Source organism: Salmonella sp. 32120201201600049SM, assembly GCF_017572835.1.
In the GTDB taxonomy this organism is placed as follows: domain Bacteria; phylum Pseudomonadota; class Gammaproteobacteria; order Enterobacterales; family Enterobacteriaceae; genus Salmonella; species Salmonella enterica.
Genome location: NZ_JAGESA010000001.1, coordinates 601,980 through 626,350 on the forward strand (window position 1 = coordinate 601,980; position 24,371 = coordinate 626,350).

26 protein-coding genes and 1 pseudogene are annotated in these 24,371 nt (G+C 50.7%); 14 read left to right on the forward strand and 13 right to left on the reverse strand.

Translation table 11 applies throughout. The annotated features are described in order from the left end of the window. Positions 1–199 precede the first annotated feature (199 nt). The gene (gene azoR, locus J4650_RS02975) at positions 200–805 is read left to right on the forward strand and encodes an FMN-dependent NADH-azoreductase (RefSeq protein WP_000048924.1); all 606 of its coding nucleotides are present in this window, start codon (positions 200–202) and stop codon (positions 803–805) included. Here the strand turns inward: azoR and J4650_RS02980 are convergent. The 4 genes from J4650_RS02980 to J4650_RS02995 form a co-directional block, all read right to left on the reverse strand. Then, entirely contained in the window at positions 802–1,251 is a 450-nt protein-coding gene (locus J4650_RS02980) for a GFA family protein (protein WP_001518898.1), read from the reverse strand. The genes azoR and J4650_RS02980 overlap by 4 nt on opposite strands. A gap of 142 nt (positions 1,252–1,393) precedes the next feature. Beyond that, positions 1,394–1,717 carry a YdbL family protein gene (locus J4650_RS02985; RefSeq protein ID WP_000760345.1) on the reverse strand — a complete coding sequence of 108 codons (324 nt, stop codon included), beginning with the start codon at positions 1,715–1,717 and terminating at the stop codon, positions 1,394–1,396. Between the two features lie 7 nt (positions 1,718–1,724). Next, positions 1,725–1,916, reverse strand: coding sequence for a YnbE family lipoprotein (locus tag J4650_RS02990; protein WP_000784063.1), 192 nt, complete (start codon positions 1,914–1,916; stop codon positions 1,725–1,727). Further along, positions 1,916–4,552 (reverse strand): YdbH family protein, encoded by a 2,637-nt coding sequence (locus J4650_RS02995; protein ID WP_023993293.1) that lies wholly within the window; start codon positions 4,550–4,552, stop codon positions 1,916–1,918. The genes J4650_RS02990 and J4650_RS02995 overlap by 1 nt, the downstream gene beginning before the upstream one ends. A gap of 239 nt (positions 4,553–4,791) precedes the next feature. Between J4650_RS02995 and ldhA the strand changes: the two genes are divergently transcribed. Together ldhA and hslJ are read left to right on the forward strand one after the other, a co-directional pair. Beyond that, the gene (gene ldhA / locus J4650_RS03000) at positions 4,792–5,781 is read left to right on the forward strand and encodes a D-lactate dehydrogenase (protein WP_124234950.1); all 990 of its coding nucleotides are present in this window, start codon (positions 4,792–4,794) and stop codon (positions 5,779–5,781) included. Between the two features lie 110 nt (positions 5,782–5,891). Further along, positions 5,892–6,302, forward strand: coding sequence for a heat shock protein HslJ (gene hslJ, locus J4650_RS03005; RefSeq protein WP_000725242.1), 411 nt, complete (start codon positions 5,892–5,894; stop codon positions 6,300–6,302). Between the two features lie 43 nt (positions 6,303–6,345). Here hslJ and J4650_RS03010 read toward each other — a convergent pair whose 3' ends face one another. Then, entirely contained in the window at positions 6,346–6,612 is a 267-nt protein-coding gene (locus tag J4650_RS03010; protein WP_001200679.1) for a DUF333 domain-containing protein, read from the reverse strand. On the opposite strand from J4650_RS03010, the gene J4650_RS03015 reads away from it, so the two are divergent. The 3 genes from J4650_RS03015 to uspF all read left to right on the forward strand — a co-directional run bounded on the left by J4650_RS03015 (position 6,528) and on the right by uspF (position 11,328). Further along, positions 6,528–6,827, forward strand: a complete 300-nt coding sequence (locus J4650_RS03015) for a hypothetical protein (RefSeq protein ID WP_001137722.1) — start codon at positions 6,528–6,530, stop codon at positions 6,825–6,827. The two genes, J4650_RS03010 and J4650_RS03015, sit on opposite strands and share 85 nt — an antisense overlap. Positions 6,828–6,887: 60 nt before the next feature. Then, a complete protein-coding gene (gene nifJ / locus J4650_RS03020; RefSeq protein WP_001193248.1) occupies positions 6,888–10,412 on the forward strand; it encodes a pyruvate:ferredoxin (flavodoxin) oxidoreductase in 3,525 nt (1,174 codons plus the stop codon). A gap of 481 nt (positions 10,413–10,893) precedes the next feature. Further along, a complete protein-coding gene (gene uspF, locus J4650_RS03025) occupies positions 10,894–11,328 on the forward strand; it encodes a universal stress protein UspF (RefSeq protein ID WP_001082296.1) in 435 nt (144 codons plus the stop codon). A 49-nt stretch (positions 11,329–11,377) separates the two neighbouring features. Here uspF and J4650_RS03030 read toward each other — a convergent pair whose 3' ends face one another. After that, entirely contained in the window at positions 11,378–11,716 is a 339-nt protein-coding gene (locus tag J4650_RS03030) for an SMR family transporter (RefSeq protein WP_000159240.1), read from the reverse strand. Further along, the gene (locus J4650_RS22965; protein ID WP_000089155.1) at positions 11,709–11,861 is read right to left on the reverse strand and encodes a hypothetical protein; all 153 of its coding nucleotides are present in this window, start codon (positions 11,859–11,861) and stop codon (positions 11,709–11,711) included. The genes J4650_RS03030 and J4650_RS22965 overlap by 8 nt, the downstream gene beginning before the upstream one ends. Between J4650_RS22965 and J4650_RS03035 the strand changes: the two are divergent. Together J4650_RS03035 and ttcA are read left to right on the forward strand one after the other, a co-directional pair. Continuing rightward, a pseudogene (locus J4650_RS03035) lies at positions 11,817–12,020 on the forward strand (tyrosine-type recombinase/integrase); the annotation flags it as partial. The gene J4650_RS22965 and the pseudogene J4650_RS03035 overlap by 45 nt on opposite strands. A gap of 51 nt (positions 12,021–12,071) precedes the next feature. Continuing rightward, a complete protein-coding gene (gene ttcA / locus J4650_RS03040) occupies positions 12,072–13,007 on the forward strand; it encodes a tRNA 2-thiocytidine(32) synthetase TtcA (protein WP_001156218.1) in 936 nt (311 codons plus the stop codon). A gap of 43 nt (positions 13,008–13,050) precedes the next feature. On the opposite strand, the gene dbpA is transcribed toward ttcA, so the two are convergent. The 4 genes from dbpA to smrA all read right to left on the reverse strand — a co-directional run bounded on the left by dbpA (position 13,051) and on the right by smrA (position 18,150). Then, a complete protein-coding gene (gene dbpA, locus J4650_RS03045; protein ID WP_023993294.1) occupies positions 13,051–14,424 on the reverse strand; it encodes an ATP-dependent RNA helicase DbpA in 1,374 nt (457 codons plus the stop codon). 486 nt (positions 14,425–14,910) lie between these two features. Further along, positions 14,911–15,894, reverse strand: a complete 984-nt coding sequence (zntB, locus tag J4650_RS03050; RefSeq protein ID WP_000387373.1) for a zinc transporter ZntB — start codon at positions 15,892–15,894, stop codon at positions 14,911–14,913. A 145-nt stretch (positions 15,895–16,039) separates the two neighbouring features. Further along, positions 16,040–17,194 carry a methyl-accepting chemotaxis protein gene (locus tag J4650_RS03055; RefSeq protein ID WP_023993295.1) on the reverse strand — a complete coding sequence of 385 codons (1,155 nt, stop codon included), beginning with the start codon at positions 17,192–17,194 and terminating at the stop codon, positions 16,040–16,042. A gap of 392 nt (positions 17,195–17,586) precedes the next feature. Next, on the reverse strand, positions 17,587–18,150 hold the full coding sequence (smrA, locus tag J4650_RS03060; protein WP_001046799.1) for a DNA endonuclease SmrA: 564 nt from the start codon (positions 18,148–18,150) through the stop codon (positions 17,587–17,589). A 257-nt stretch (positions 18,151–18,407) separates the two neighbouring features. On the opposite strand from smrA, the gene ogt reads away from it, so the two are divergent. The 3 genes from ogt to uspE all read left to right on the forward strand — a co-directional run bounded on the left by ogt (position 18,408) and on the right by uspE (position 20,969). Further along, positions 18,408–18,923 carry a methylated-DNA--[protein]-cysteine S-methyltransferase gene (ogt, locus tag J4650_RS03065; RefSeq protein WP_000945036.1) on the forward strand — a complete coding sequence of 172 codons (516 nt, stop codon included), beginning with the start codon at positions 18,408–18,410 and terminating at the stop codon, positions 18,921–18,923. Positions 18,924–19,118: 195 nt separating this feature from the next. Next, positions 19,119–19,871 carry a fumarate/nitrate reduction transcriptional regulator Fnr gene (gene fnr, locus J4650_RS03070; protein ID WP_000611914.1) on the forward strand — a complete coding sequence of 251 codons (753 nt, stop codon included), beginning with the start codon at positions 19,119–19,121 and terminating at the stop codon, positions 19,869–19,871. Between the two features lie 150 nt (positions 19,872–20,021). After that, a complete protein-coding gene (uspE, locus tag J4650_RS03075; protein WP_001262138.1) occupies positions 20,022–20,969 on the forward strand; it encodes a universal stress protein UspE in 948 nt (315 codons plus the stop codon). Between the two features lie 54 nt (positions 20,970–21,023). Here the strand turns inward: uspE and J4650_RS03080 are convergent, their stop codons facing one another. After that, a complete protein-coding gene (locus J4650_RS03080; protein ID WP_000605339.1) occupies positions 21,024–21,278 on the reverse strand; it encodes a DUF2534 family protein in 255 nt (84 codons plus the stop codon). Positions 21,279–21,516: 238 nt separating this feature from the next. Here J4650_RS03080 and J4650_RS03085 point away from each other — a divergent pair, with 238 nt between their 5' ends. Then, positions 21,517–22,548 carry a mechanosensitive ion channel family protein gene (locus J4650_RS03085; RefSeq protein ID WP_000493665.1) on the forward strand — a complete coding sequence of 344 codons (1,032 nt, stop codon included), beginning with the start codon at positions 21,517–21,519 and terminating at the stop codon, positions 22,546–22,548. Positions 22,549–22,629: 81 nt separating this feature from the next. Here J4650_RS03085 and J4650_RS03090 read toward each other — a convergent pair whose 3' ends face one another. Then, positions 22,630–23,232 (reverse strand): helix-turn-helix domain-containing protein, encoded by a 603-nt coding sequence (locus tag J4650_RS03090; protein WP_000163362.1) that lies wholly within the window; start codon positions 23,230–23,232, stop codon positions 22,630–22,632. Positions 23,233–23,275: 43 nt separating this feature from the next. Between J4650_RS03090 and J4650_RS03095 the strand changes: the two genes are divergently transcribed. Both J4650_RS03095 and J4650_RS03100 read left to right on the forward strand, forming a co-directional pair. Beyond that, a complete protein-coding gene (locus tag J4650_RS03095) occupies positions 23,276–23,962 on the forward strand; it encodes a B3/4 domain-containing protein (protein ID WP_000097251.1) in 687 nt (228 codons plus the stop codon). A 27-nt stretch (positions 23,963–23,989) separates the two neighbouring features. Further along, complete coding sequence (locus J4650_RS03100) at positions 23,990–24,328, forward strand: hypothetical protein (protein WP_000051812.1); 339 nt, start codon at positions 23,990–23,992, stop codon at positions 24,326–24,328. Positions 24,329–24,371: the final 43 nt, after the last annotated feature.

Genomic DNA, 24,371 nt, shown 5'->3' on the forward strand with positions numbered 1-24,371 from the left:
AAGCTCTTGGGCAGCATTCTGCCTGTTTAAAATCGTTTTAAATGATAGGTATAGAGTACCACATTGGGGCTTTTTTTGTGTTGTTCAATAATTTCGAACAAAGGGTTCGATATATTGCGCTATCCCTGCGACATATTTGTGAATAAAGTGTCAACAAGCAACGGGGCACGCCCCTTCAAACACATAAAAGGAAACACCCATGAGCAAGGTATTAGTTCTTAAATCCAGTATTCTGGCAGGGTACTCTCAGTCTGGTCAGTTGACTGACTATTTTATTGAACAATGGCGCGAAAAACACGTCGCAGATGAAATTACTGTCCGCGATCTGGCGGCCAACCCTGTTCCGGTGCTGGATGGCGAGCTGGTGGGCGCGATGCGTCCGGGCGATGCGCCTTTAACGCCACGTCAGCAGGACGCTCTGGCGCTGTCTGATGAACTCATTGCTGAACTGAAAGCCCACGACGTCATCGTTATTGCGGCGCCGATGTACAATTTCAATATCCCGACGCAGCTGAAAAACTACTTTGATCTGATTGCCCGCGCCGGTATCACTTTCCGCTATACCGAAAAAGGCCCGGAAGGTCTGGTAACCGGTAAACGCGCGGTGGTTCTCTCCAGCCGCGGCGGTATCCATAAAGACACCCCGACGGATTTGATTGCGCCTTACCTGAAAGTGTTCCTTGGTTTTATCGGTATTACCGACGTGAATTTTGTCTTTGCCGAAGGCATCGCCTACGGGCCGGAAGTGGCGGCTAAAGCCCAGGCCGATGCAAAAGCCGCGATTGACAGCGTAGTGGCCGCTTAAATATTTTTGCCTCCCGTTTCGACGGGAGGTGATTTCTTCGGTTCGTAGCGCAAATATCCTACCACGCCGCTACTGCCGCCATCGCTGGGATGCGTTACCCCATCATTGACTTCAACGCAGGCGAAATCAAAAGGCGACACATTTTCGATGCACGCCACATTGACCCCATATTGATCGGGATTGGATCGACGCTGATGAAAAGTATATATCCCGCATACCGAACAGAAAAAATGCACCGCCTTGCCCGTATTGAAGCGATATTCGGTAAGCTTATCCTGCCCTTTTAGCACTTTAATACCCGACAGCGGCGCAGACACTGCCACTGCTCCGCGCATCCGGCAAAACGAACAGTTGCAGCGCCTGGCGGTATGAAAGCCATCGCTAAGTTGAACGGTAAACACGACGCTGCCACAATGGCAGGCAGCAGATAATTTTTCAGACGTCATACCTGGTTACTCTCGCGAATAGTGATACCAGTCGACAGTATAGAAATAGCCTTCCGGTTCGCCTAATGTAAATACGACCTTCGTATTCAAAAATTACCCATATAAAAATGCATTTTGCGGTAAAAAAATTGTCGGGAAGCGGTTATTTACGCATCCATTTGCCATTAATTCCCTGGACATATTCTCCCGGCCTGGCGCGCTCAACCAGTTTTTGCCCTGCCATCTTCGCCACCTCGTCCACGGGAAGATGATTGCTATCCGCTAACTGCTGATAACTGGCGCGGCGGGCATGATTAATATCAAGCACCAGCTTCTGGGTTTCGGCATCATTCTTTAAGGCCACCAGATAGCCATTCAGCGTTTCCCCGACCCGGCCCTGCGTGCGCGCTTCGTCCAGGGTTAAGGCCCACACAGAAGGTGTGAGCAAGCTCAGCGTCAGCACCCATAGTATTAAATACTTTTTCATTATGGCCTCAAAATAGATCGCTGCGTGATTTCAGGAGTTCTTCAACATCTTTATCGACTTTGATATGTATTTCATGCTCGATCTTTACATTCATGTTGATGGTAATCGGCTGTTCCGGCGCGGCGACTTCAATACGTGGCGTGCAGCCCACCACGATAAATGACGCAAGCGCTGACAGCATGGCAATACTCATTTTCATTATTTATCCTCACAGTCCTTGTCTTTCCGGCAAGGAGGTTGCGGCAACGCTGTATTTTGTTCAAGCCATGCCTGTAAATTGTCGCCAAAACGCAAACTGCGCCACAGCGTAAACACATTTTCTTCATGGGTATAGTTCAAGTTAACGATCGCGGTTTTACCATCTACCCGGCTTTTGCCGGTAATAGCCGCCTGCATCGTTAGTACGCCCAGGTTATCAACGTTAATTTTCGTCCACGAATGCGTAATCTCCATATAACGTAGCCAGTTGATCGCCGAGCCTGCCGTGACATTATCCTTCACCACCGCATCCGCAGTATCTTTATCGATACGCAACGTCATTGGCCCAGGATTCGTAAGCCAGCCATCTTTGATTATCCATTTTTCATTGTTCAGCCACAGCGGCAGCGCGCCGCTGACCGGACCAGACATGGCGAATTGCTTTGGATTTATGGCGCTAATCAATTCGCTGGATGAAATATTTTGCACCCGCAAAAGCGCCGGGTCGTGCTGCGGCATTCGCAACTGTTTCATAATGATTTGACCGCCCAGCACGTCTACGCTGACATCGCTTAGCAGTAATGGATTCGACTCGCTCCAGGGATAACCGCCCTGTAAATCAGCGGTGATATTTTTCGCCGTGACCTGGTTAACTATCCCGGCGATACGCAGCGAGACGGGCCCGCGCGTCCCCAATTGCCACGCGCCGTTGTGGAAGCGAAATGGCAGAATGAAATCGACGCCGTTGATTTTGTTATCAGGCATCCAGGCGCTGCCGCCTTTTAACACGCCGTGTCCACCTGCTTCAAATCCCTGCCCCTGCGCAGCGGAAAAAGCCACCTGCGCATACAGTGAGCCTTTGCGCAGCGTCATTTTCCAGTCCGGTGGAAGCAACGGCTGGAAAACGATAAGCGACTGCTTCGGCCACCAGGCCTGTCCACGAAGGCGTTCGCCATCCCAGCGCCCATTCAGCCGTACCGGCCCTATCGCCCCCGCCCGAAGGTCGCCTTTAAACTGGAACAGGGTTGGCTCTCGCCCTTCAACGCTAAAATTAAGGGTAGAAGGCGGCAGCACGCTCCCACTGGTAAATACGGTTTTCCCCGCCACCAGAGACAGCGCGCCCTGTAGCGACGGCGTTGTGGCGTCGCGAACCCAGACAATAGGTTTATTCAGCGCCAGTCTTGGCGATGTGACAGTCATTGCGCCATAGTGCAACTGATCAAAACCGGTGGACAAACTGGTCAACCTGATGGTGTTATCATGCCATTCGCCCTGTCCGGCAATATCCCAGTGGGCGCGCATTGGCGTAAAGCTTCCTTGCCCCCAATAGCGCCACCGCCAGCGACCAGCATCAGGGAGAAAATCATTCGCCAGGCCATCAAGATGAAGAACGAAATCGCCCATCTCATTTTCGTGCGCCCGTAAAATAGCCTGTAATCGACCATCAACGCCGCGCGGTGTCACCTTGACGCCCGCCAGCGGCCAACGAATTTCATCAATATCTAACGCATCAATCACTCGCCCACGTGAGCGTAGCAATGCGCCAGGTGCAAAGGTGAGCTGCGGATCGGCCAGACTGCCGCGGAACATAGCGGGCAAGACGGCATAAAAGATTAAATCCTTCTGTTTAGCCTCGCCGGTAAGCTGTAGAGGCATCTCACTGCTATCCATGCTGAGTTTTCCCGGGCCGATAGTCAGTACCGCGTTCGCTTTACCGGCATCGCCCTGGGTCAGAATATTCAGGCGTCCGCTGACTCGCGCATTATCTGGCCCGGCTTGCCAGTTATCGATATTAAAAGCCAGACGTCCGCTCAAGGGGAATCCCTGATATGGCCAGTTCCAGCGGCCATCGCTGATGGTAAGCCGCTGACGCGTTACCGCCCAGGGGAGATCGAGAATCGGGTCAGGATTACCTCGCGCCATCACGATGAGCTGTCCGGCGTTATCACGCCACTCCAGTTCCGCATCCACCAGCGACGGTTCCTGCGGCAGACGCAAGGTCGCTGCCGCATGACCGCTGACCGGCAGGCCATCCGGTACCAGCGGCAACACAAATTCCCCCGCCAGGCTAACGGGAGGCTGGTTGGCCAGCGCGGCGATCTCCAGTTGGCTCACCGTCAATGCCTGACCGCGTAGCTGCCCTTGAAATTTTACTTTTTCGCCCTGATAACGTATCTGCTGAATGACCGGCGTCATGGAGATAGCCAGCTTGCCCTGCCATTCCGGCCAGGGCGCGAGAATGACATTATCGATGTTAATCCAGGTATTGGGCAGCATTGACTGCCACTGCGCCAGCGTACGCGGCGCGGCGGGGGAAGCTTCCGTAGCGGGCAGTTTCGCCAGGCACGCGGCATCCAGTTTGAGGCTTTTAATATTCAGCAACCAACGGCTGGGATGCGTCAGTTCCGCCTGGGTAATATGCGCTAACGAACAATCATTGACCAGATAGCGAAGATCGGGAATCACTAACCCATGACGTGTCAGGCGTGGACTTTGTTCCAGAGCGATACGGGTACCGACGGGTAGCCAAATTCCCGCCAGAGTGGGAACCCACAGCCCGAGGGTCATCAGTAGCGTCAGAGGGATAAGAATCAGCAGTAACAGTAGCGCAAGGGCGGCTTTATATTTACCCTTCATGGGCCATTAATTTCCTGATTTAACGAAAAATTCAGTCGGCTATCTCTTTATTTTGGCATGATTGCCCGTACATAGCCTAATAGTTCATGTTGCAGGGGCGCCCTCCGGCTATTTGAGGCGTTGTGGAGAATGATAACCTAAAATTATTCATTATATGTATGACTATCAATTATTTTTGATTTTTTGTAAGATAATTTTAAGCATATTTGTGTGATTCTAACATCACTGGAGAAGGTCATATGAAACTCGCCGTCTATAGTACCAAACAGTATGACAAGAAATATCTACAGCAAGTGAACGAAGCGTTCGGTTTTGAACTGGAGTTTTTTGATTTTCTGCTGACCGAGAAAACAGCGAAAACCGCCAATGGATGTGAAGCAGTTTGTATCTTCGTGAATGACGACGGGAGCCGACCGGTACTGGAAGAGCTGAAAAAACACGGCGTGAAATACATCGCGCTGCGTTGCGCCGGATTTAATAATGTCGACCTGGATGCCGCTAAAGAGCTCGGTTTGCAGGTGGTCCGCGTGCCGGCTTATTCTCCGGAAGCCGTCGCTGAACATACGATTGGCATGATGATGACATTGAACCGCCGTATTCACCGCGCTTATCAACGCACCCGCGACGCTAACTTTTCCCTTGAGGGACTGACCGGCTTTACCATGCACGGAAAAACCGCTGGCGTCATTGGTACCGGTAAAATCGGCGTCGCCGCGCTGCGTATCCTGAAAGGCTTTGGAATGCGTTTACTGGCGTTTGATCCCTATCCCAGCACCGCCGCGCTTGACCTCGGCGTCGAGTATGTGGATCTGCAAACGTTGTTTGCCGAATCGGATGTCATTTCCCTGCACTGCCCGCTCACGCCGGAAAACTACCATTTGCTGAACCATGCGGCATTCGATCAAATGAAAAATGGCGTTATGGTCATTAATACCAGTCGTGGCGCGCTGATTGATTCCCAGGCGGCTATCGAAGCTCTGAAGAATCAGAAAATCGGCTCGCTGGGGATGGATGTGTATGAAAACGAACGCGACCTGTTCTTTGAAGACAAGTCAAACGATGTTATTCAGGATGATGTTTTCCGCCGTCTGTCGGCCTGCCATAACGTACTGTTTACGGGGCATCAGGCATTCCTGACCGCAGAAGCGCTGATCAGCATCTCTGAAACCACGTTACAAAACTTAAGCCAGCTTGAGAAGGGCGAAGCCTGCCCGAACGCGCTGTTCTAATCCTGTCGCTCCCCTGCGCTCAGGGGAGCATTTTCGGATAACCCCTGAAGATCTATCCGGTCATATCATTACTATAGTCAGTGTTAACTATCAGATTACAGAGAATATCAATGAAGAAAATCGTCACGCTGGTCGCCCTGAGCATCATAATGACAGGGTGTGTGAGCAGTGGAAAAGTGTCCGTCAAACGCGAGCAACTGGAGCACCACCGCTTTGTTCTGGAAAGCGTAAACGGTAAAACGGTCACCGGCCCGGAGCTCAGCTTTGGCGAGGACATGACGGTATCCGGCAAAATGTGCAATCAATTCACCGGCGAAGGAAAACTGTCTGACGGCGAATTAAAAGTGAAAAATTTAGCGATGACCCGAATGATGTGCGCCGATCCGCAGCTTAATGCGCTGGACGGCACCCTCAGCGAGCTCTTCAGCAAAGGCGCGCAGGTCGATTTAACTGCGAACCAATTAACGCTGGCGACGGCAGAAACAACGCTAATGTATAAACTGGCGGATTTAGCGCACTAAGCCATTAAGTGAAAAGTTATACGCGTCAGGCGAAACGCCGCGCTTAGTAACTCCCGCAGTTTCCGGCGGCAAGCGACTGTTCGCTACAACGTTTGCCGTTGGGTAGCGCGCACATACCAATTACTGAACCATCAAGCTGCCGGGCCGCTGAAAGCGAACCGCCAATCATAGCGCAATTCGCTTCGCCAGCGCTGGACATCGCCGCTTTCATCCCTGGCGAAACATGTGCCGCGGTTGCCTGCTGAACAGGTTCGCTACTGCAAGCCGACAATAATAACGCGGCACATCCCACCCAAAACGCTGCGCGCATTTCTCTCCCCTCTGTTTATTCATCCAAACGACACCGCCCTAAATAATAGGCAGCAGAAACTGACGCGTCGAGAGGCAAAGCGCGCATTTATGCGCTTCATTAACATTTATTGGCAATTTTTTACGTCTTTTCGGCAAGAAATCGCCATTCTCCTCCCGCCAGGGACACAAAAGCGAAAATGGGGCTTGAAGGGCTTTGCTAAAATAAAAGGATAACTACAGGATGCGCTCACGATTATGCGTGTCCCTCTTTTTTGCGCAATGTAAGGGTGTCATATGCAAACAATTGACGGTAATGGCGCGGTAGCGTCGGTGGCGTTCCGTACCAGCGAGGTTATCGCCATTTACCCGATTACGCCCAGTTCAACAATGGCTGAACAAGCGGATGCCTGGGCCGGTAATGGGCTTAAAAATGTCTGGGGCGATACGCCGCGTGTGGTAGAGATGCAGTCGGAAGGCGGCGCGATCGCCGCCGTTCACGGTGCGCTACAAACCGGTTCGCTTTCTACGTCATTTACATCATCGCAGGGACTGCTGCTGATGATTCCAACGCTGTATAAACTGGCGGGGCAGCTCACGCCGTTTGTACTGCACGTTGCCGCGCGCACCGTCGCCACACACGCGCTTTCTATTTTTGGCGACCATTCCGATGTGATGGCGGTCCGCCAGACAGGCTGCGCGATGTTATGCGCCGCCAGCGTTCAGGAAGCGCAGGATTTTGCGCTGATCGCGCACAGAGCTACGCTGAAAAGCCGCGTTCCGTTTATTCATTTTTTTGATGGCTTCCGTACATCGCATGAAATCAACAAAATTATACCGCTAACGGATGAAACCATTCTGAACCTGATGCCGCAGGCGGAGATCGACGCTCACCGCGCCCGCGCGCTGAATCCGGAACATCCGGTGATTCGTGGAACTTCAGCGAATCCGGATACCTACTTCCAGTCTCGCGAAGCGACCAACCCGTGGTACAACGCCGTTTATGATCATGTTGAAGAGGCGATGAAGGCATTTGGCGACGCTACGGGCCGTCAGTACCAGCCATTTGAATATTATGGCCATCCCCAGGCTGAACGCGTCATCATAATGATGGGCTCCGCCCTCGGCACCTGCGAAGAGGTCGTGGACGAGCTACTGATACGCGGAGAAAAGGTCGGCGTTCTGAAAGTCCGTCTGTTCCGTCCCTTCTCCGCCAAACATTTGTTACAGGCATTACCGGAAACCGTTCGCGCTATCGCCGTGCTGGATCGCACCAAAGAGCCTGGCGCGCAGGCCGAGCCGCTTTATCTGGACGTGATGACCGCACTGGCGGAAGCCTTTAATAATGGCGAGCGCGAAACATTGCCGCGCACCATTGGCGGCCGTTATGGGCTATCATCCAAAGAGTTCGGCCCGGCGTGCGTACTGGCGGTCTTTAATGAACTCAGCCGCGCGAAACCCAAGCCACGGTTTACGGTGGGTATTTATGACGACGTCACTAATCTCTCGCTGCCATTACCGGAAAATACCCTGCCCGGCAGCGCTAAACTGGAAGCGTTATTTTACGGTTTGGGAAGCGACGGCAGCGTATCCGCCACGAAAAATAATATTAAAATTATCGGTAATTCTACGCCGTGGTATGCGCAAGGTTATTTCGTTTATGACTCTAAAAAAGCTGGCGGGCTCACGGTATCGCACCTGCGCGTCAGCGAAAAACCCATTCGTTCCGCTTACTTAATTGCTCAGGCGGATTTTGTCGGCTGCCATCAATTACAGTTTATCGATAAATATCAGATGGCGGAGCGTCTAAAGCCCGGCGGTATCTTTCTGCTTAATACGCCGTACAGCGCCGACGAGGTCTGGTCGCGTCTGCCGCAAGAAGTTCAGGCGGTGTTGAATCAGAAAAAGGCGCGTTTTTACGTGGTTAACGCGGCGAAAATCGCCCGCGAATGTGGACTTGGCGCCCGCATCAATACCGTCATGCAAATGGCTTTCTTCCACCTGACGCATATTCTTCCGGGCGATAGCGCCCTGGTTGAGCTGCAGGGCGCGATTGCCAAAAGCTATAGCAGCAAAGGACAGGATCTGGTTGAGCGTAACTGGCAGGCATTGGCTCTGGCGCAGGAATCGCTGGCGGAAGTGCCGTTGCAGGCGGTTAATCCGCATAGCGCGCATCGCCCGCCGGTCGTCTCCGACGCCGCGCCGGATTTCGTGAAAACCGTTACCGCCGCCATGTTGGCGGGCCTCGGCGACGCACTGCCTGTTTCCGCCCTGCCGCCGGACGGAACATGGCCAATGGGCACCACCCGCTGGGAAAAACGCAATATCGCCGAAGAGATTCCTGTCTGGAAAGAGGAACTGTGTACACAATGTAATCACTGCGTCGCTGCCTGCCCTCACTCGGCAATTCGTGCGAAAGTCGTTTCCCCGCAGGCGATGGAGAACGCGCCAGCCAGTCTGCATTCGCTGGACGTGAAGTCCCGCGATATGCGCGGCCAGAAATATGTGCTGCAGGTCGCGCCGGAAGACTGTACTGGCTGTAATTTATGCGTAGAGGTCTGCCCGGCTAAAGATCGGCAAGATCCACAGATTAAGGCGATTAACATGATGTCACGCCTTGAGCATGTGGAAGAAGAGAAAGTGAATTATGACTTCTTCCTCGACTTACCGGAAATCGAACGCAGCAAACTGGAACGAATTGATATCCGCACATCGCAGCTCATTACGCCGCTGTTTGAATATTCCGGCGCCTGTTCCGGCTGCGGCGAAACGCCGTATATTAAACTGCTGACTCAGTTATATGGCGACAGAATGTTAATCGCTAACGCCACGGGGTGTTCCTCTATTTACGGCGGTAACTTACCCTCTACGCCTTATACCACTGATGCCAACGGGCGCGGCCCGGCATGGGCGAATTCGTTATTTGAAGATAACGCGGAATTTGGCCTCGGTTTCCGTCTGAGCGTGGATCAGCACCGGGCGCGCGTCATGCGTTTACTGGCGCAATTCGCCGATCGCATTCCGGCGGAATTAAACGATGCGCTGCATGCCGAAGCAACGCCTGACGTTCGGCGTGAGCAGGTCGCCGCATTACGCCAACATCTGAAATCGGTTGCGGGCGCAGAGGAACTGTTAAAGGATGCTGATGCGCTGGTAGAAAAATCAATCTGGCTGATTGGCGGCGATGGTTGGGCATACGACATCGGCTTTGGCGGTTTAGACCATGTGTTAAGCCTGACGGAGAATGTCAATATTCTGGTTCTGGATACGCAGTGTTATTCCAATACTGGCGGCCAGGCGTCGAAGGCGACGCCGCTTGGCGCCGTCACTAAGTTTGGCGAACATGGCAAGCGTAAAGCCCGTAAAGATCTTGGCGTCAGCATGATGATGTATGGTCATGTTTATGTCGCGCAAATTTCGCTGGGCGCGCAGTTAAACCAGACGGTGAAAGCCATCCAGGAGGCCGAAGCCTGGCCAGGACCGTCGCTGATCATTGCCTATAGCCCCTGTGAAGAACATGGCTACGATCTGGCGCTAAGCCATGACCAGATGCGCCAGTTAACGGCGACCGGTTTCTGGCCGTTATACCGCTTTGATCCCCGCCGCGCGGATGAAGGCAAGCCGCCGCTGGCTCTGGACTCTCGGCCACCGTCTGATGCCCTGGCGGAAACGTTGCTTAATGAACAGCGTTTCCGTCGCCTGAATGCGCAACAGCCTGAAGTAGCTGAACAATTATGGCGAGATGCCGCATTGGATTTGCAAAAACGCTATGACTTTCTTGCCTTGCTGGCAGGAAAAGCGGAAAAACCCGGCGCAGATTAAAAAATATTCTAAGGATTAACCTGGAAACAAAAAAAGCCCGAACATCCGTTCGGGCTTGTCAATTTATACGCTGGAAAGCAAAGGTTAACGCAATGGCCCAACGACAAAATGAATATGTGACAATAAAGGCATATAACAGGCGTAGAATATCGTAACCGAATGATATTGTATAATTTTTATTTCATATAATACCCCCAAAAGCATTCGTATAAATTATATCTATTTCACTGCGAATTATTTCATTAATTATTGAATTAAACGGTAACATCTCTTTTTAGGTCTTTCCTGACAAGGCAGAAATAACGTTTTAACGTCAACTCGCTGATTATTTACGTGGAATACGCGTAATATTACGTCGCCCTCCCCTGTAGGCAGTCCCCGCAGAGTATCGTGGAGCAGCACCTAAAATGTGACGTATGTCATTGTACATAAAGTGCCTTTAGGGAGTAGAATTTCTGTGGATACTTAAACAGGAGGTTTTATGAACAGAACGATTCTTGTACCCATCGATATTTCAGATTCAGAATTAACTCAACGCGTGATTTCGCATGTTGAAGCTGAAGCAAAGATTGACGACGCTAAAGTGCACTTTTTGACTGTAATCCCGTCTTTGCCCTATTACGCTTCACTGGGACTGGCTTATTCAGCAGAGCTTCCCGCAATGGACGATTTGAAAGCCGAAGCCAAATCTCAACTGGAAGCGATTATCAAGAAATTCAACCTTCCCGCGGACCGCGTGCAGGCGCACGTTGCAGAAGGCTCTCCTAAAGATAAGATTCTGGAAATGGCAAAAAAATTACCGGCCGATATGGTGATTATCGCCTCGCATCGCCCGGATATTACTACCTATCTGTTGGGTTCCAACGCCGCAGCCGTTGTGCGTCATGCGGAATGCTCCGTACTGGTGGTACGCTAAATACCCGAGCCCGCATAAGAGAGTGCGGGCTCAAATCAATCATCATCGCCTAGTGACTGACACTTTTTGAAAACAGATTGATTACGATTACGCCGCAGATGATAAGCAACATGCCAATAATAGCCGGCATATCCAGTTTTTGGCCGAGAAATAACCATCCTATCAATCCAATAAGAACAATCCCTACCCCAGACCAAATAGCATAAATGATACCCGCAGGGATGGTTCGCATTGGGATGGTAAGACACCAGAACGCAATACAATATCCGATGATAGTAACGAGGCTCGGTACCAGACGCGTAAAACTATCTGATAATTTTAATGAGATCGTGGCGATAACTTCTACCACGATGGCGATAAATAGAAAGATTACAGCTTCTTTAGTCATACATCTCTTCGTTCCAATATTTTTCGGGTCGTGATGATATCTTAAGTAATACGGATGACAGAATAAAGACGCTTTTGAACCATTGCGTATCTTGCCATAAAAACGTGCTGGCATTCGTCGCCGTAATCCGTACCATACGCGACATACTTTTGCCTGCTGGCTGTTGACGGCAGGAGCGAACCCGGCATTTATCGCCAGCCAAATGGGGCATGAAACTGCGCAGATGGTGTATGAAATTTACGGTATGTGGATTGATGACATGAACGACGAACAAGTAGCGATGTTGAATGCGCGGTTATCGTAATTGCAAAGTTTGCCCCCAATTTGCCCCATTTAGTACCAGAGAACTGAAATAATGCAAGAAATTCAAAAGAATACAAAGAAAGAGCAATACAACCTCAACAAGTTGCAAAAGCGCCTGCGCCGTAACGTTGGCGAAGCGATTGCCGATTTTAATATGATTGAAGAAGGCGATCGCATTATGGTTTGCCTTTCTGGCGGCAAAGATAGCTATACGATGCTGGAAATTTTACGTAATTTGCAACAAAGCGCCCCGATCAATTTTTCACTGGTCGCCGTCAACCTCGATCAAAAGCAGCCAGGTTTCCCGGAACATATCCTGCCAGCCTACCTTGAGCAGCTGGGCGTAGAATATAAAATCGTCGAAGAAAACACCTACGGCATTGTGAAAGAGAAGATTCCGGAAGGAAAAACCACCTGCTCGCTGTGCTCGCGTTTGCGTCGGGGTATCCTGTATCGTACGGCGACTGAACTGGGCGCGACCAAAATCGCCCTGGGCCACCACCGCGACGATATTCTGCAAACCCTGTTTCTGAATATGTTCTATGGCGGAAAAATGAAAGGGATGCCGCCGAAGCTGATGAGCGATGACGGCAAACATATCGTGATTCGCCCGCTGGCTTACTGCCGCGAGAAAGATATTGTCCGTTTTGCTGAGGCCAAAGCCTTCCCTATCATTCCTTGTAATCTGTGCGGTTCGCAACCCAACCTGCAACGCCAGGTGATTGCCGACATGCTACGCGACTGGGATAAGCGCTATCCTGGACGGATCGAGACGATGTTTAGCGCCATGCAGAATGTCGTGCCGTCTCACCTTTGTGACACTAACCTGTTCGATTTCAAAGGAATCACTCACGGTTCCGAGGTCGTCGACGGCGGCGATTTAGCGTTCGATCGTGAAGAGATTCCCTTGCAGCCCGCTGGCTGGCAGCCGGAAGAAGATGACACCTCCTTAGAGGCGTTGCGGCTTGATGTTATCGAAGTGAAATAATCTGCAGGCGTCTCAGCACTCCGCTGAGACGCCATGCTATCGATCATTTTAATAGCCGTACCCGGCATGACTTGCCTTTGATCTTCCCGTTTTGCAACTGCTTCCAGGCTTTTTGCGCTACTGCTTGACGTACGGCGACGTAAACGTGCATTGGATGCACATTAATTTTGCCGATATCCGCCCCGTCTAATCCAATATCGCCGGTCAGCGCGCCTAAAATATCTCCCGGACGCATTTTCGCTTTTTTGCCGCCGTCAATACATAGGGTAGCCATCTCTGCGGCCAGAGGGAGCAACGACTGCCGGGCGGGCGCATTCAGCCAGTTCAGCTTGAGTTGCAGCATTTCTGAAAGAATATTCGCCCGCTGCGCCTCTTCCGGCGCGCAGAAACTGATCGCCAGGCCACTGCTTCCCGCGCGCGCCGTACGGCCAATACGATGGACATGCACCTCCGGGTCCCAGGCCAGTTCATAGTTAACCACCAGTTCGAGCGATTTAATGTCTAACCCTCGCGCGGCAACGTCGGTGGCAACCAGAATGCGCGCGCTGCCATTTGCAAAACGCACCAACGTCTGGTCGCGGTCGCGTTGTTCCAGATCGCCGTGGAGCGCCAACGCGCTTTGTCCTACCGCATTAAGCGCATCACAAACGGCCTGACAATCTTTTTTGGTATTGCAAAACACCACGCAGGACGCTGGCTGATGCTGGCTAAGCAACGTTTGTAGCAGCGAAATTTTTTCATGCGCAGACGTTTCGAAGAACTGTTGTTCGATAGCCGGTAGCGCATCTACCGTATCGATTTCAATACGTATTGGCTGCTGCTGTACACGACCGCTAATCGCCGCAATGGCCTCAGGCCAGGTTGCTGAAAACAATAACGTCTGGCGCGTCGCAGGCGCAAAGTGGATCACCTCATCAATGGCGTCACTGAATCCCATGTCCAGCATTCGGTCTGCTTCATCCATTACCAGAATGTGCAGCGCATCCAGCGATACGGTTTCTTTTTGTAAATGATCCAGCAGGCGCCCCGGCGTCGCGACAATGATATGCGGAGCGTGCTGAAGCGAGTCGCGCTGTGCGCCAAAGGGTTGCCCGCCACACAAGGTCAGAATTTTGGTATTTGGCAGAAAACGGGCCAGGCGACGTAACTCTCCGGCAACCTGATCCGCCAGCTCCCGCGTCGGACAAAGCACTAACGCCTGTGTCTGGAACAGAGTGACATCAATTCGATGCAAGAGCCCAAGACCAAACGCCGCCGTTTTGCCGCTACCGGTCCTGGCCTGCACACGCACATCATTTCCCGCCAGAATGACGGGTAATGCTGCGGCCTGAACAGGCGTCATCTCAAGATAGCCCAGCTCAGTAAGGTTATTGAGCTGGGCGGCGGGCAAAACATTCAGGGTTGAAAAAGCGGTCACAATTTACTCTCGCGGTAACGACTCATAGTCAGCAGGCGCGTATCCTCGCAGATCCGCGCGTTTGATGCGACATTTTAATCGGTTCTTCGTCCGGCGGCGGGTCGGGCATCGGCTGAGGACGGGGAAGCGGCTCAGGAATGGGAACAGGGTCAGTGGGAATCGGGTCCGACAAGGACGAGTGTAGATATAATAACGTCAAAAGACAGCTCATATTACCCTCCAGAATGTCATTCAGACTCTTAAAGGGTAGACGCAGATAGTCTACAGGCAAAAAAAAGCCGACTAATCTAAGTCGGCGTCGTACGAATCAATTGTGCTATGCAGTAATTCAAAAAAGGAAGTAAGACAATATGGAGCGCAACGCCCATCGCTTGACGTTGCATTCACCTGCGAGAGAGATATTGCCCCGAATAGGTAGATGGTTTATTGACTTCGCTCAAATTTCTCGGCGTTTTTTCACCCAAAACGGTCTGAAAAGCGCTTTTGTTACAACCATTTACTGCGATGCAACCATAAAGTAACACCACCGATCAGGACAACTAACAGAATACAAAACAGAGAAAAGCCGAACCGCCATCCGCCGCCAGGAATACCGCCCAGGTTAACGCCAAATAACCCCGTTAAGAAGGTGCTGGGCAGAAAAACCATCGCCATAAGCGACATGGTATAAGTTCTGCGCGCCAGAGACTCCTGCATCACCTGGGCAATTTCATCCGCCATGATGCCAGTACGCGCGATACAAGCGTCAATTTCATCCAACCCCCTTCCCAGCCTGTCGGCGATATCCTGCATTCTGCGCCGGTGATCGTCGCTCATCCACGGCAGCCGTTCACTCGCAAGCCGGGCATAGACGTCGCGCTGCGGCGCCATATAGCGACGCATAACAATTAGCTGTTTACGTAGCAATGCGAGGAAACCGCGCGGTGGGATTTGCTGGTCGAGAAGATTATCTTCCAGATCGATAATTTTATCGTGTAGCTCTTCAATAAATTCACTGGCGTGATCGGTTAACGCATCGCACACATCCACTAACCAGCCGCCGCAATCTACGGGCCCGGTGCCCTCCTGCAAATCACTGACCACATCGTCCAGCGCCAGAACCTTTCGCTGACGGGTAGACACAATGAATCGCTCGTCCATATATAAACGCATTGCCACTAATTGATCCGGGCGTTCGTCAGTACTGCCATTAATACAGCGCAGCGTAATGAGCGTCCCTTCCCCCATACGACTTACGCGCGGGCGCGAGCTTTCACCAGCCAGCGCATCACGCACGTTATTGGGGAGTAAAGGCGTTGAAGCCAACCAGCGGGCGCTGTCCGGGTGGGTATAATTAAGATGTAGCCAACAGGGATGCTGACTATCGATCACATCATTATCTTCGAGCGGTTTTACTCCACCACGACCATCCAGTAGCCATGCGAAAACGGCATCCGGCACGTTCACATCCGATCCCTTAATGGCTTCCACAGCGCCTCCACGTTACAACTCTGATGCCGTTAGTCTAGCTTTCGGGAAAGGTTAAGCAATCTCTCATTTTCTCATTGCGCAAAAAGAATGACGGGAACGTGCGAAAAAAGCGCCTTAGCAACAGGCGCTTACCAAACATGTATTATCAGGCCTGGCCGCGCCTGGTGATGGTCGAAAGAGGTGATACATGAGAGCGCGACAGCGCATGTTCACTGTAACCCGGCTGGCTTAAACGAAATTTGTCGGTTTTAGTCTGTAACTCGATCACCTGCGCCTTTAAAACATCCGAAGAAGCAGATAGCGCTTCAACCATTAAGACATTGCTATGGGTTGCGCTTTCCAGATCGCTCAACGCCAGTGTTATCTGGTTAATGCCTTTTTCCTGCTCCCGCGTGGTGGTGGAAATTTCACTCATCAGCACGTTTAATTGCCCGGAGCCGCCAACAATCTCCTGCATATTTTTTTCAGCCTCCTGCGCTATGGCGGCCCCCTGCCGCACATTGTCATGCGTAACGTCGATCAGCGCCTTGATATTTTTTGCCGCCTCAGCGCTACGATGCGCCAGATTACGCACTTCCCCGGCCACCACGGAGAAACCTTTTCCATGATCGCCCGCCCGCGCAGCCTCTACCGCCGCGTTAAGCGCCAGAATATTAGTCTGGAATGCGATACCGTCAATCAATGAAATAATCTCCGTCATCTGCGAGGCACAGTCGGTAATAGAACGCATATTTTCTGTAACCCGCACCATTAATTCACCGCCTTTACGGGCGCATTGGGTTGCACAATCCGCCTGTATGCTCGCCATTCGGGTATTATCCGCATTGTTTTTGGTACTCGCCGCCATTTCATCCATACTGGCGGCAGTTTGAATTAACGAGGCCGACTGCTGTTCCGTCTTTACGGATAGCGACATACTGCGCGCCGCCAGTTGTTCGGAAAGGGTCATTGCCGTTTGCGAAGAGGATCTGATTTCGCGTACCAGCGCGGAAATATTCTCCGACAGGCTATTAATTCCGGGGATGAGTCGCCCGGCGCAATTATTGCCAAATTCGGAGATATGAATAGACAAGTTTCCTGCTGCGACCTCTTCAATACTTTTCTTCACGGTATTAATCGGCACTACCAGATAGCAGGTCATATACCACCAAAGCAGTAATGTCGAGATCAGATAAATGATATTACACGTAATTAAAATAGGGAGATCGTGCAGAAAGGTTATTTGTAAAGTATCCACCAAAAGAAACGTACATACCATGAATAGAATAATGCATGTCCTGACGCTGATATTTCTTAACATTTTTGATGGCCTACAACCAGGATAGGAGACAGGTTTTATTTTTATAGCATTTCAGATAGCTATTGCCATTCGTTTCTTTGACATTCTCCATATTCAATACCAGACCATCGTCATTTCCCTTAGTGCAACAGATAAAATCACCTATATTCGCTATGCCAGGATATTCATCCATCCATATTGACAAGTGATGTACTTATCACCATTTTCTGCTTAATAGTTAAGTCGAAAGCCAGTATATTTTAATAGACGCTTAAATAAGCGAATGACTGTTTCTCCGTGTTATTACCGCGGACAGCGTTATCGCCCGTTCTCTTGCAGAATCCTGAGCATCAGGCATAAAATCGGGTTCGCGCGAGCTTGCGCTGGCGGTCCTGTCCGCCAGCGGCAACGATTTACCGACTACGCTTCGCATGGCGCTCCCAGTTATCCTGTTTAGCCTGCACCGTTTTACGTAACGCGACATAACATGCCCCGCCGCCGCCATGGTGCGGCAGCGCCGAACAATAAGCCTGTACATCTTCAAACTCTGTCAACCAGCGGGCCACATAGCTTCGGACGATATTGGCATGCGACTTCGCCTCTCGCCCTTTACCATGAATGATCAGGACATTACGCAACCCCTCTTTCTGCGCCTCCAGGATAAAACGAAACAGCATTTTTCGGCACGTTTCGACCGGCTGGCGTAACAAATTGAGGCTGGCCTGCTGAGGGTATTTCCCACTGCGTAACTTGTCGATGACACCCTGCTGCAATCCTTCCCGACGAAATTCCAGCGGTTCATTCAGCGGCAGAATATCCAGAAAGCCCGTCGTCAGGAAATTATCAAGCTGGAGCGTGTCGATACGCTGGGGCGTTTTAAGATTACGCGTTGGCTGCCAGTGTACATCAGTATGGCGTTTCAGCGGCTGGACATCCTCCATGGCGTCAAGAAACAGCGCTTTATCGTCAAGGTTCATGGTTCATCCTCCAGCGTTTTTGCGACTGCCGTTATCATAACCGTGCCCTGTTATACCGACAACGGTTTACAGTTATTTCCAATAACAGCGACAATGTCAGGCAATTAACCGCCTCGCCAGGCTCTCTTTTTCTCCGCCTACGATATTACTGTCGCTAAATGTGTTATCCCTGACTATCTTTTAAGGAGTATGGTTGCGGGTATTCCTGGCATGATATCTTGTCTCTTACGTTAGATTAAGACGATGTGAGAGAACGGATGCTGAGATTACTTGAAGAGAAGATAGCCACGCCATTAGGTCCGTTATGGGTGGTTTGCGATGAGCAGTTTCGACTGCGGGCCATTGAGTGGGAACAGTACCGCGATCGTATGGAGCAACTGCTAAATATCCACTACCGTCACGAAGGCTATGAACGCGTTTCTGCGACTAACCCCGGTGGACTCAGCGATAAGCTTGCAGATTATTTTGCAGGCAATCTCGCCGTAATTGATACCCTGGAAACCGCCACGGGGGGCACACCTTTTCAACGGGAAGTATGGCAGGCGTTGCGCGCTATCCCCTGCGGGCAGGTGATGCACTATGGTCAACTGGCGGCGCAACTGGGACGACCGGGCGCCGCACGCGCAGTCGGTGCTGCGAATGGCGCTAACCCCATCAGTATTGTTGTTCCCTGCCATCGCGTCATCGGGCGTAACGGCACTCTGACCGGATACGCCGGTGGCGTGCAGCGAAAAGAGTGGCTATTACGCCATGAAGGCTATCTTTTATTATGAAAATACAGGCAAAAAGTGCCTTATCGGTCACACTTTTATGTAAAGCAACAACAAATAAATTACGTGTTTTCAAATAGATAAAAGTATTCATCAAACTTATACTTGAATTATTCCTTCTCCGGGATAGCTCAGACTTACGCGCTCACCAAAAAGATGTTAAAATTGACAAATATCAATTACGGCTTGAGCAGACCTATGATCCCGGAAAAGCGAATTATACGGCGCATTCAGTCTGGCGGTTGTGCTATCCATTGCCAGGATTGCAGTATCAGCCAGCTTTGCATCCCGTTCACACTTAACGAGCATGAGCTTGATCAGCTTGATAATATCATCGAGCGCAAAAAGCCCATTCAGAAAGGGCAAACTCTGTTTAAAGCAGGTGATGAACTGAAATCGCTCTATGCTATCCGCTCCGGAACGATTAAGAGCTACACCATTACCGAGCAAGGCGATGAGCAGATTACTGGATTCCATTTAGCAGGCGACCTGGTGGGTTTTGACGCCATTGGCAGCGGTCATCATCCGAGCTTTGCACAGGCGCTGGAAACCTCAATGGTATGTGAAATCCCCTTTGAGACGCTGGATGACCTGTCCGGCAAAATGCCTAACCTGCGTCAGCAAATGATGCGTCTGATGAGCGGTGAAATTAAAGGCGATCAGGATATGATCCTGTTATTGTCGAAGAAAAACGCCGAAGAACGTCTGGCTGCGTTTATTTACAACCTGTCCCGCCGCTTTGCGCAGCGTGGTTTTTCACCGCGTGAATTCCGCCTGACGATGACCCGTGGCGATATCGGCAACTATCTGGGCTTAACGGTCGAAACCATTAGCCGTCTGCTGGGGCGTTTCCAGAAAAGCGGTATGCTGGCGGTGAAAGGTAAGTATATTACTATTGAAAACAGCGATGCGCTGGCGGCCCTCGCCGGTCATACCCGCAACGTCGCTTAAACGTCAGCTAAACCATTGATGTTATCTTCTGCCATATCGTTAAATTTTTCTCATTTATTGATCTGGCAGAAGCGCTTCCTCTGTTTCATTCACCATATTTGAGTTACTCTTTAGTTACAAACTGCGATGACAGTTGTAAGGAGACCCTGTATGGCTATGTATCAAAATATGCTGGTGGTCATCGATCCCAATCAGGACGACCAACCCGCATTACGGCGAGCAGTTTATTTGCATCAACGGATTGGCGGCAAAATTAAAGCTTTCCTGCCTATTTACGATTTCTCGTATGAGATGACCACCCTGCTTTCTCCTGACGAACGCACCGCAATGCGTCAGGGCGTAATAAGTCAACGCACAGCCTGGATACGTGAGCAGGCGAAATATTATCTTGAAGCCGGTGTCCCCATTGAAATTAAAGTGGTCTGGCACAATCGTCCCTTTGAGGCCATCATCCAGGAGGTTATCGCCGGCAGTCACGATCTGGTGTTGAAAATGGCGCATCAGCACGATCGACTGGAAGCGGTCATTTTTACCCCTACCGACTGGCATTTGCTGCGTAAATGCCCAAGCCCCGTGTGGATGGTCAAAGATCAGCCGTGGCCAGAAGGCGGCAAAGCCCTGGTCGCCGTGAACCTGGCAAGCGAAGAGCCCTATCATAATGCTCTCAACGAAAAGCTGGTAAAAGAGACCTTACAATTGGCGGAGCAGGTTAATCATACCGAAGTGCACCTGGTCGGCGCCTACCCCGTTACGCCAATCAATATCGCCATTGAGCTGCCGGAATTTGATCCCAGCGTGTATAACGACGCCATCAGAGGCCAGCATTTACTGGCGATGAAAGCGCTGCGCCAGAAATTCAGCATCGATGAAAAAGTTACGCATGTAGAAAAAGGCTTGCCTGAAGAAGTTATCCCGGATCTTGCTGAACATCTCCAGGCGGGGATCGTTGTGCTTGGCACCGTTGGACGTACCGGACTCTCGGCCGCGTTTCTGGGGAACACGGCCGAACAGGTCATTGACCATCTGCGCTGCGACCTGTTAGTCATTAAGCCTGATGAGTATCAAACACCGGTTGAACTGGACGACGAGGACGATTAATCCCTCTTCCGTCCTGCCGGATGGCGCTGCCATCCGGCCAATACCTCATTCCTGTTACTCATCTCCGCCGAGGAAATAGATCCCCAAAGGAATCGCCAGCAGAATAGTGAACACCAGACTGTAAACGAAAATCATTGCCGACTGAATGGCATACATAGAGCTTGTCCACTCGGACAGTGGAATATGATATTGCTCAATCACACCGCCGATAGTCGCGCGCGTTACCACCGATGCCGCAACGATAAACACTGCCAGCAGGCATAACAGAAATTTTTTCCCCTTCGCCGATTTCAGCTTTATCATGATCATAGTATTGTCCTTTACAGATGACTTTGTTACCTGATAGCAACAATACCATGACAATCACGCGATGTCTGCTCCATAAAACGTGACATTGTATTTACATAAAAAGTAAACCGCTGAGATTAAAGCTGATAGCACTATTTCTTCTTTTTACTTATCGATGATCTACGCGTTTATCCTGGGTAAAATACCTGTTAATCAGGTCATTCTGAGCTGTTATCGTAGGAAGGAGCGGAAAACAATAATGTTCACTGAATTTTTTCTCAAAAACGCATTTAATCTGGCGATACTTTTCAGTTGCGGTATGGCGTTGCTGGTCGTGAGATTTTGGCTCAGCCGTAACGTACAGTGGAAGAAAGGATTCACGTTCCATGCGGCACAGTTTTTTATTTACGCGATTATTATTGGAACCATCGGGAGCATCCTGAATAATGCTATTGAAGATTATAATTTGCGTTTTATCTCTTCCGGGGTCATTGATTTTATCTGCACCTCGCTCATTGCGCTTATTCTGACGATAAAACTTTTCCTGATTATTAACCAATTTGAAAAAGCACAGGTCAATAAAGGTAGAGATGTCACCAGTACCCGTATTCTGGCACGGGTCATAAAAATAACCATTATTGTCGCGATTGTCTTACTGTATGGCGAACATTTTGGCATGAGTCTGTCCGGTCTGCTGACCTTTGGCGGTATCGGCGGTATCGCTGTTGGTATGGCGGGCAAAGATGTCCTGAGCAATTTTTTCTCCGGTATTATGCTCTATTTCGATCGCCCCTTCAGTATCGGAGACTGGATTCGTTCTCCTGACAGAAATATCGAAGGTACGGTCGCCGAAATCGGCTGGCGAATTACGCGAATTAACACATTCGACCACCGCCCGTTGTACGTGCCTAATTCCGTCTTTTCATCCATTAGCGTTGAGAATCCGGGACGGATGACCAACCGTCGAATAAAAACGGTTATTGGATTACGTTACGAAGATGCCGACAAAATTGGCCTCATTGTTGACGCTATCAGAAACATGCTGCAGGCGCACAGAGATATCGATCAGAAACAGACGCTGTTGGTCTATTTTAATGAATTCGCCGACTCTTCGCTGAATATTATGGTGTATTGCTTTACCAAAACAACAGTATGGCAGGAATGGCTTGCCGTACAGCAGGATGTTTACCTGAAAATTATTGCGATTGTCCAGGAAAACGGCGCTGACTTCGCCTTCCCAAGCCAGACGCTCTATATCGATGACCCGGAGGCCGCGCCTGCGACAAAATAAAAGATAGCCGGTGCCCGATAACGCTTATCGGGCACCGAGGCTTCCCTGTCCGGATGACGGGTTGTTAGCGCCTTACGGTGATCAACGGCTCTTTTCATTCACCGTCATGGTAAATTCAAGCACCTCATTAGTGTCGTTAACGTAGGCATGAGGCATGTCGGTTCTGGCTACAGCGGAGCAGCCCTCCCGAATAATAAAGCGTCTACCATTGACTGTTAATGTCAGTGTTCCCTGATTAACAAACAGTAATTCACAGGTGTCTGCCGGATGCCCTGCCGATTCAAACTGTTCACCAGGATGCATTATCCATTGCCAGAGTTCCAGCATATCCGGCCCGCTGGTTCCCGCCATCAGTTTTGCGCTGCCGCCTTTCTCGCCGCGCCACAACACCGGAATAGCATCCCGGTCGATAAGATGGACCATCGGCTCGCTGGCGACGTTGACAACATCCGCCACGGACACTCCCATTGCCGCCGCGATCTTACATAACAGCGCAATGCTTGGATTGGCTTTACAGCCTTCAATTTCCACCAGCATTCCTTTACTGACGCCGGAACGCCGCGCAAGCTCATCCAGCGATATCTTTTTTTGGCTACGAAATTGTTTGATACGTTGGGAAACAGCTGCATTTATTGTGCTGACGTCGGCGCCCGCCGTGGTCGATAAGTTGACTTTTTTGGTCATTGGTCGATATCATAGAAGAAAATAGTCATTACAGGATTATGCGATGTCTTCTATGTTACCGTCAATCAGCCCGGAACTGGCCCGTATCGCTCCCGGCTTTCGTGCATTAAGTATTAATGTTATTGCCGCTCCGATTCGCGATGCGCAGGTCGGAGAAATCGCGCTAAAAGAGGCCTGTCAGGCCGTAATTAACGGCCAACCGGCGTGGGCACAGGCGCATATAGACGCCTGGAATGCAGTGTTTAAAGCATTCGGCGCAAAACCAAAGCGCACCCCCTGCTCGGCTGAAGCGCTACGAAAACGCGTGTTGAAGGATGGAACAATGGCGTCGCTGGACCCGGTCGTTGATCTTTATAACGCGGTGAGCCTGCGCTATGCCGTACCGGTAGGCGGCGAAAATAGCGCGGCTTATTGTGGATCGCCGCGGCTGGTTTTCGCAGACGGTAGTGAAACATTTGATACCCTGAAAGAAGGACAACCCGCCACCGAGTCGCCAGAACCGGGCGAAGTTATCTGGCGCGATGACAGAGGCGTCACCTGTCGGCGCTGGAACTGGCGTCAGGGAGTACGTACCCGACTAAGCGCTTCAGATAAAACGATGTGGTTTATCCTTGAAAGCTTGCCGGAAATGCCGGTTGATGAATTGTACGCGGCAGGAAACATGCTGACTGACGGCCTTGAAAAAATGATGCCAGGTTTACGTTTTGAATCCACGTTGATAGGTGTTTGATTGATATTGCGTAACAGGAGAAATACCATGTCGCTGTTTCTGACAAGTTTTATTTTCGAAAAAAAAGAGTACGACGAAGAGTTTTATCAACTGGATGGCTGGATTGAGCGCTATACGCAGTCTATTGATGGCTATATTGGGATGGAAAGCTATACCGATGCCGCCAGCGGAAGAATGGTTAATAATTATTACTGGCAGACCCGCGAATCAATGGAGCTATTGATAAATAATTTACAGCACCAGCAGGCCAAATCACAAAGTCATAAGTGGCTTTCCGGTTACCAGACGATTATTGCAGAAATTCAGGGGTGCCATAACGTTAACCTGCCCCATCCGCTGGCATCATTTTCAGTTCCTTATGCGTGATGCAATAGCATATGTATTAAATGTGGGGGCACACAAGAGAATG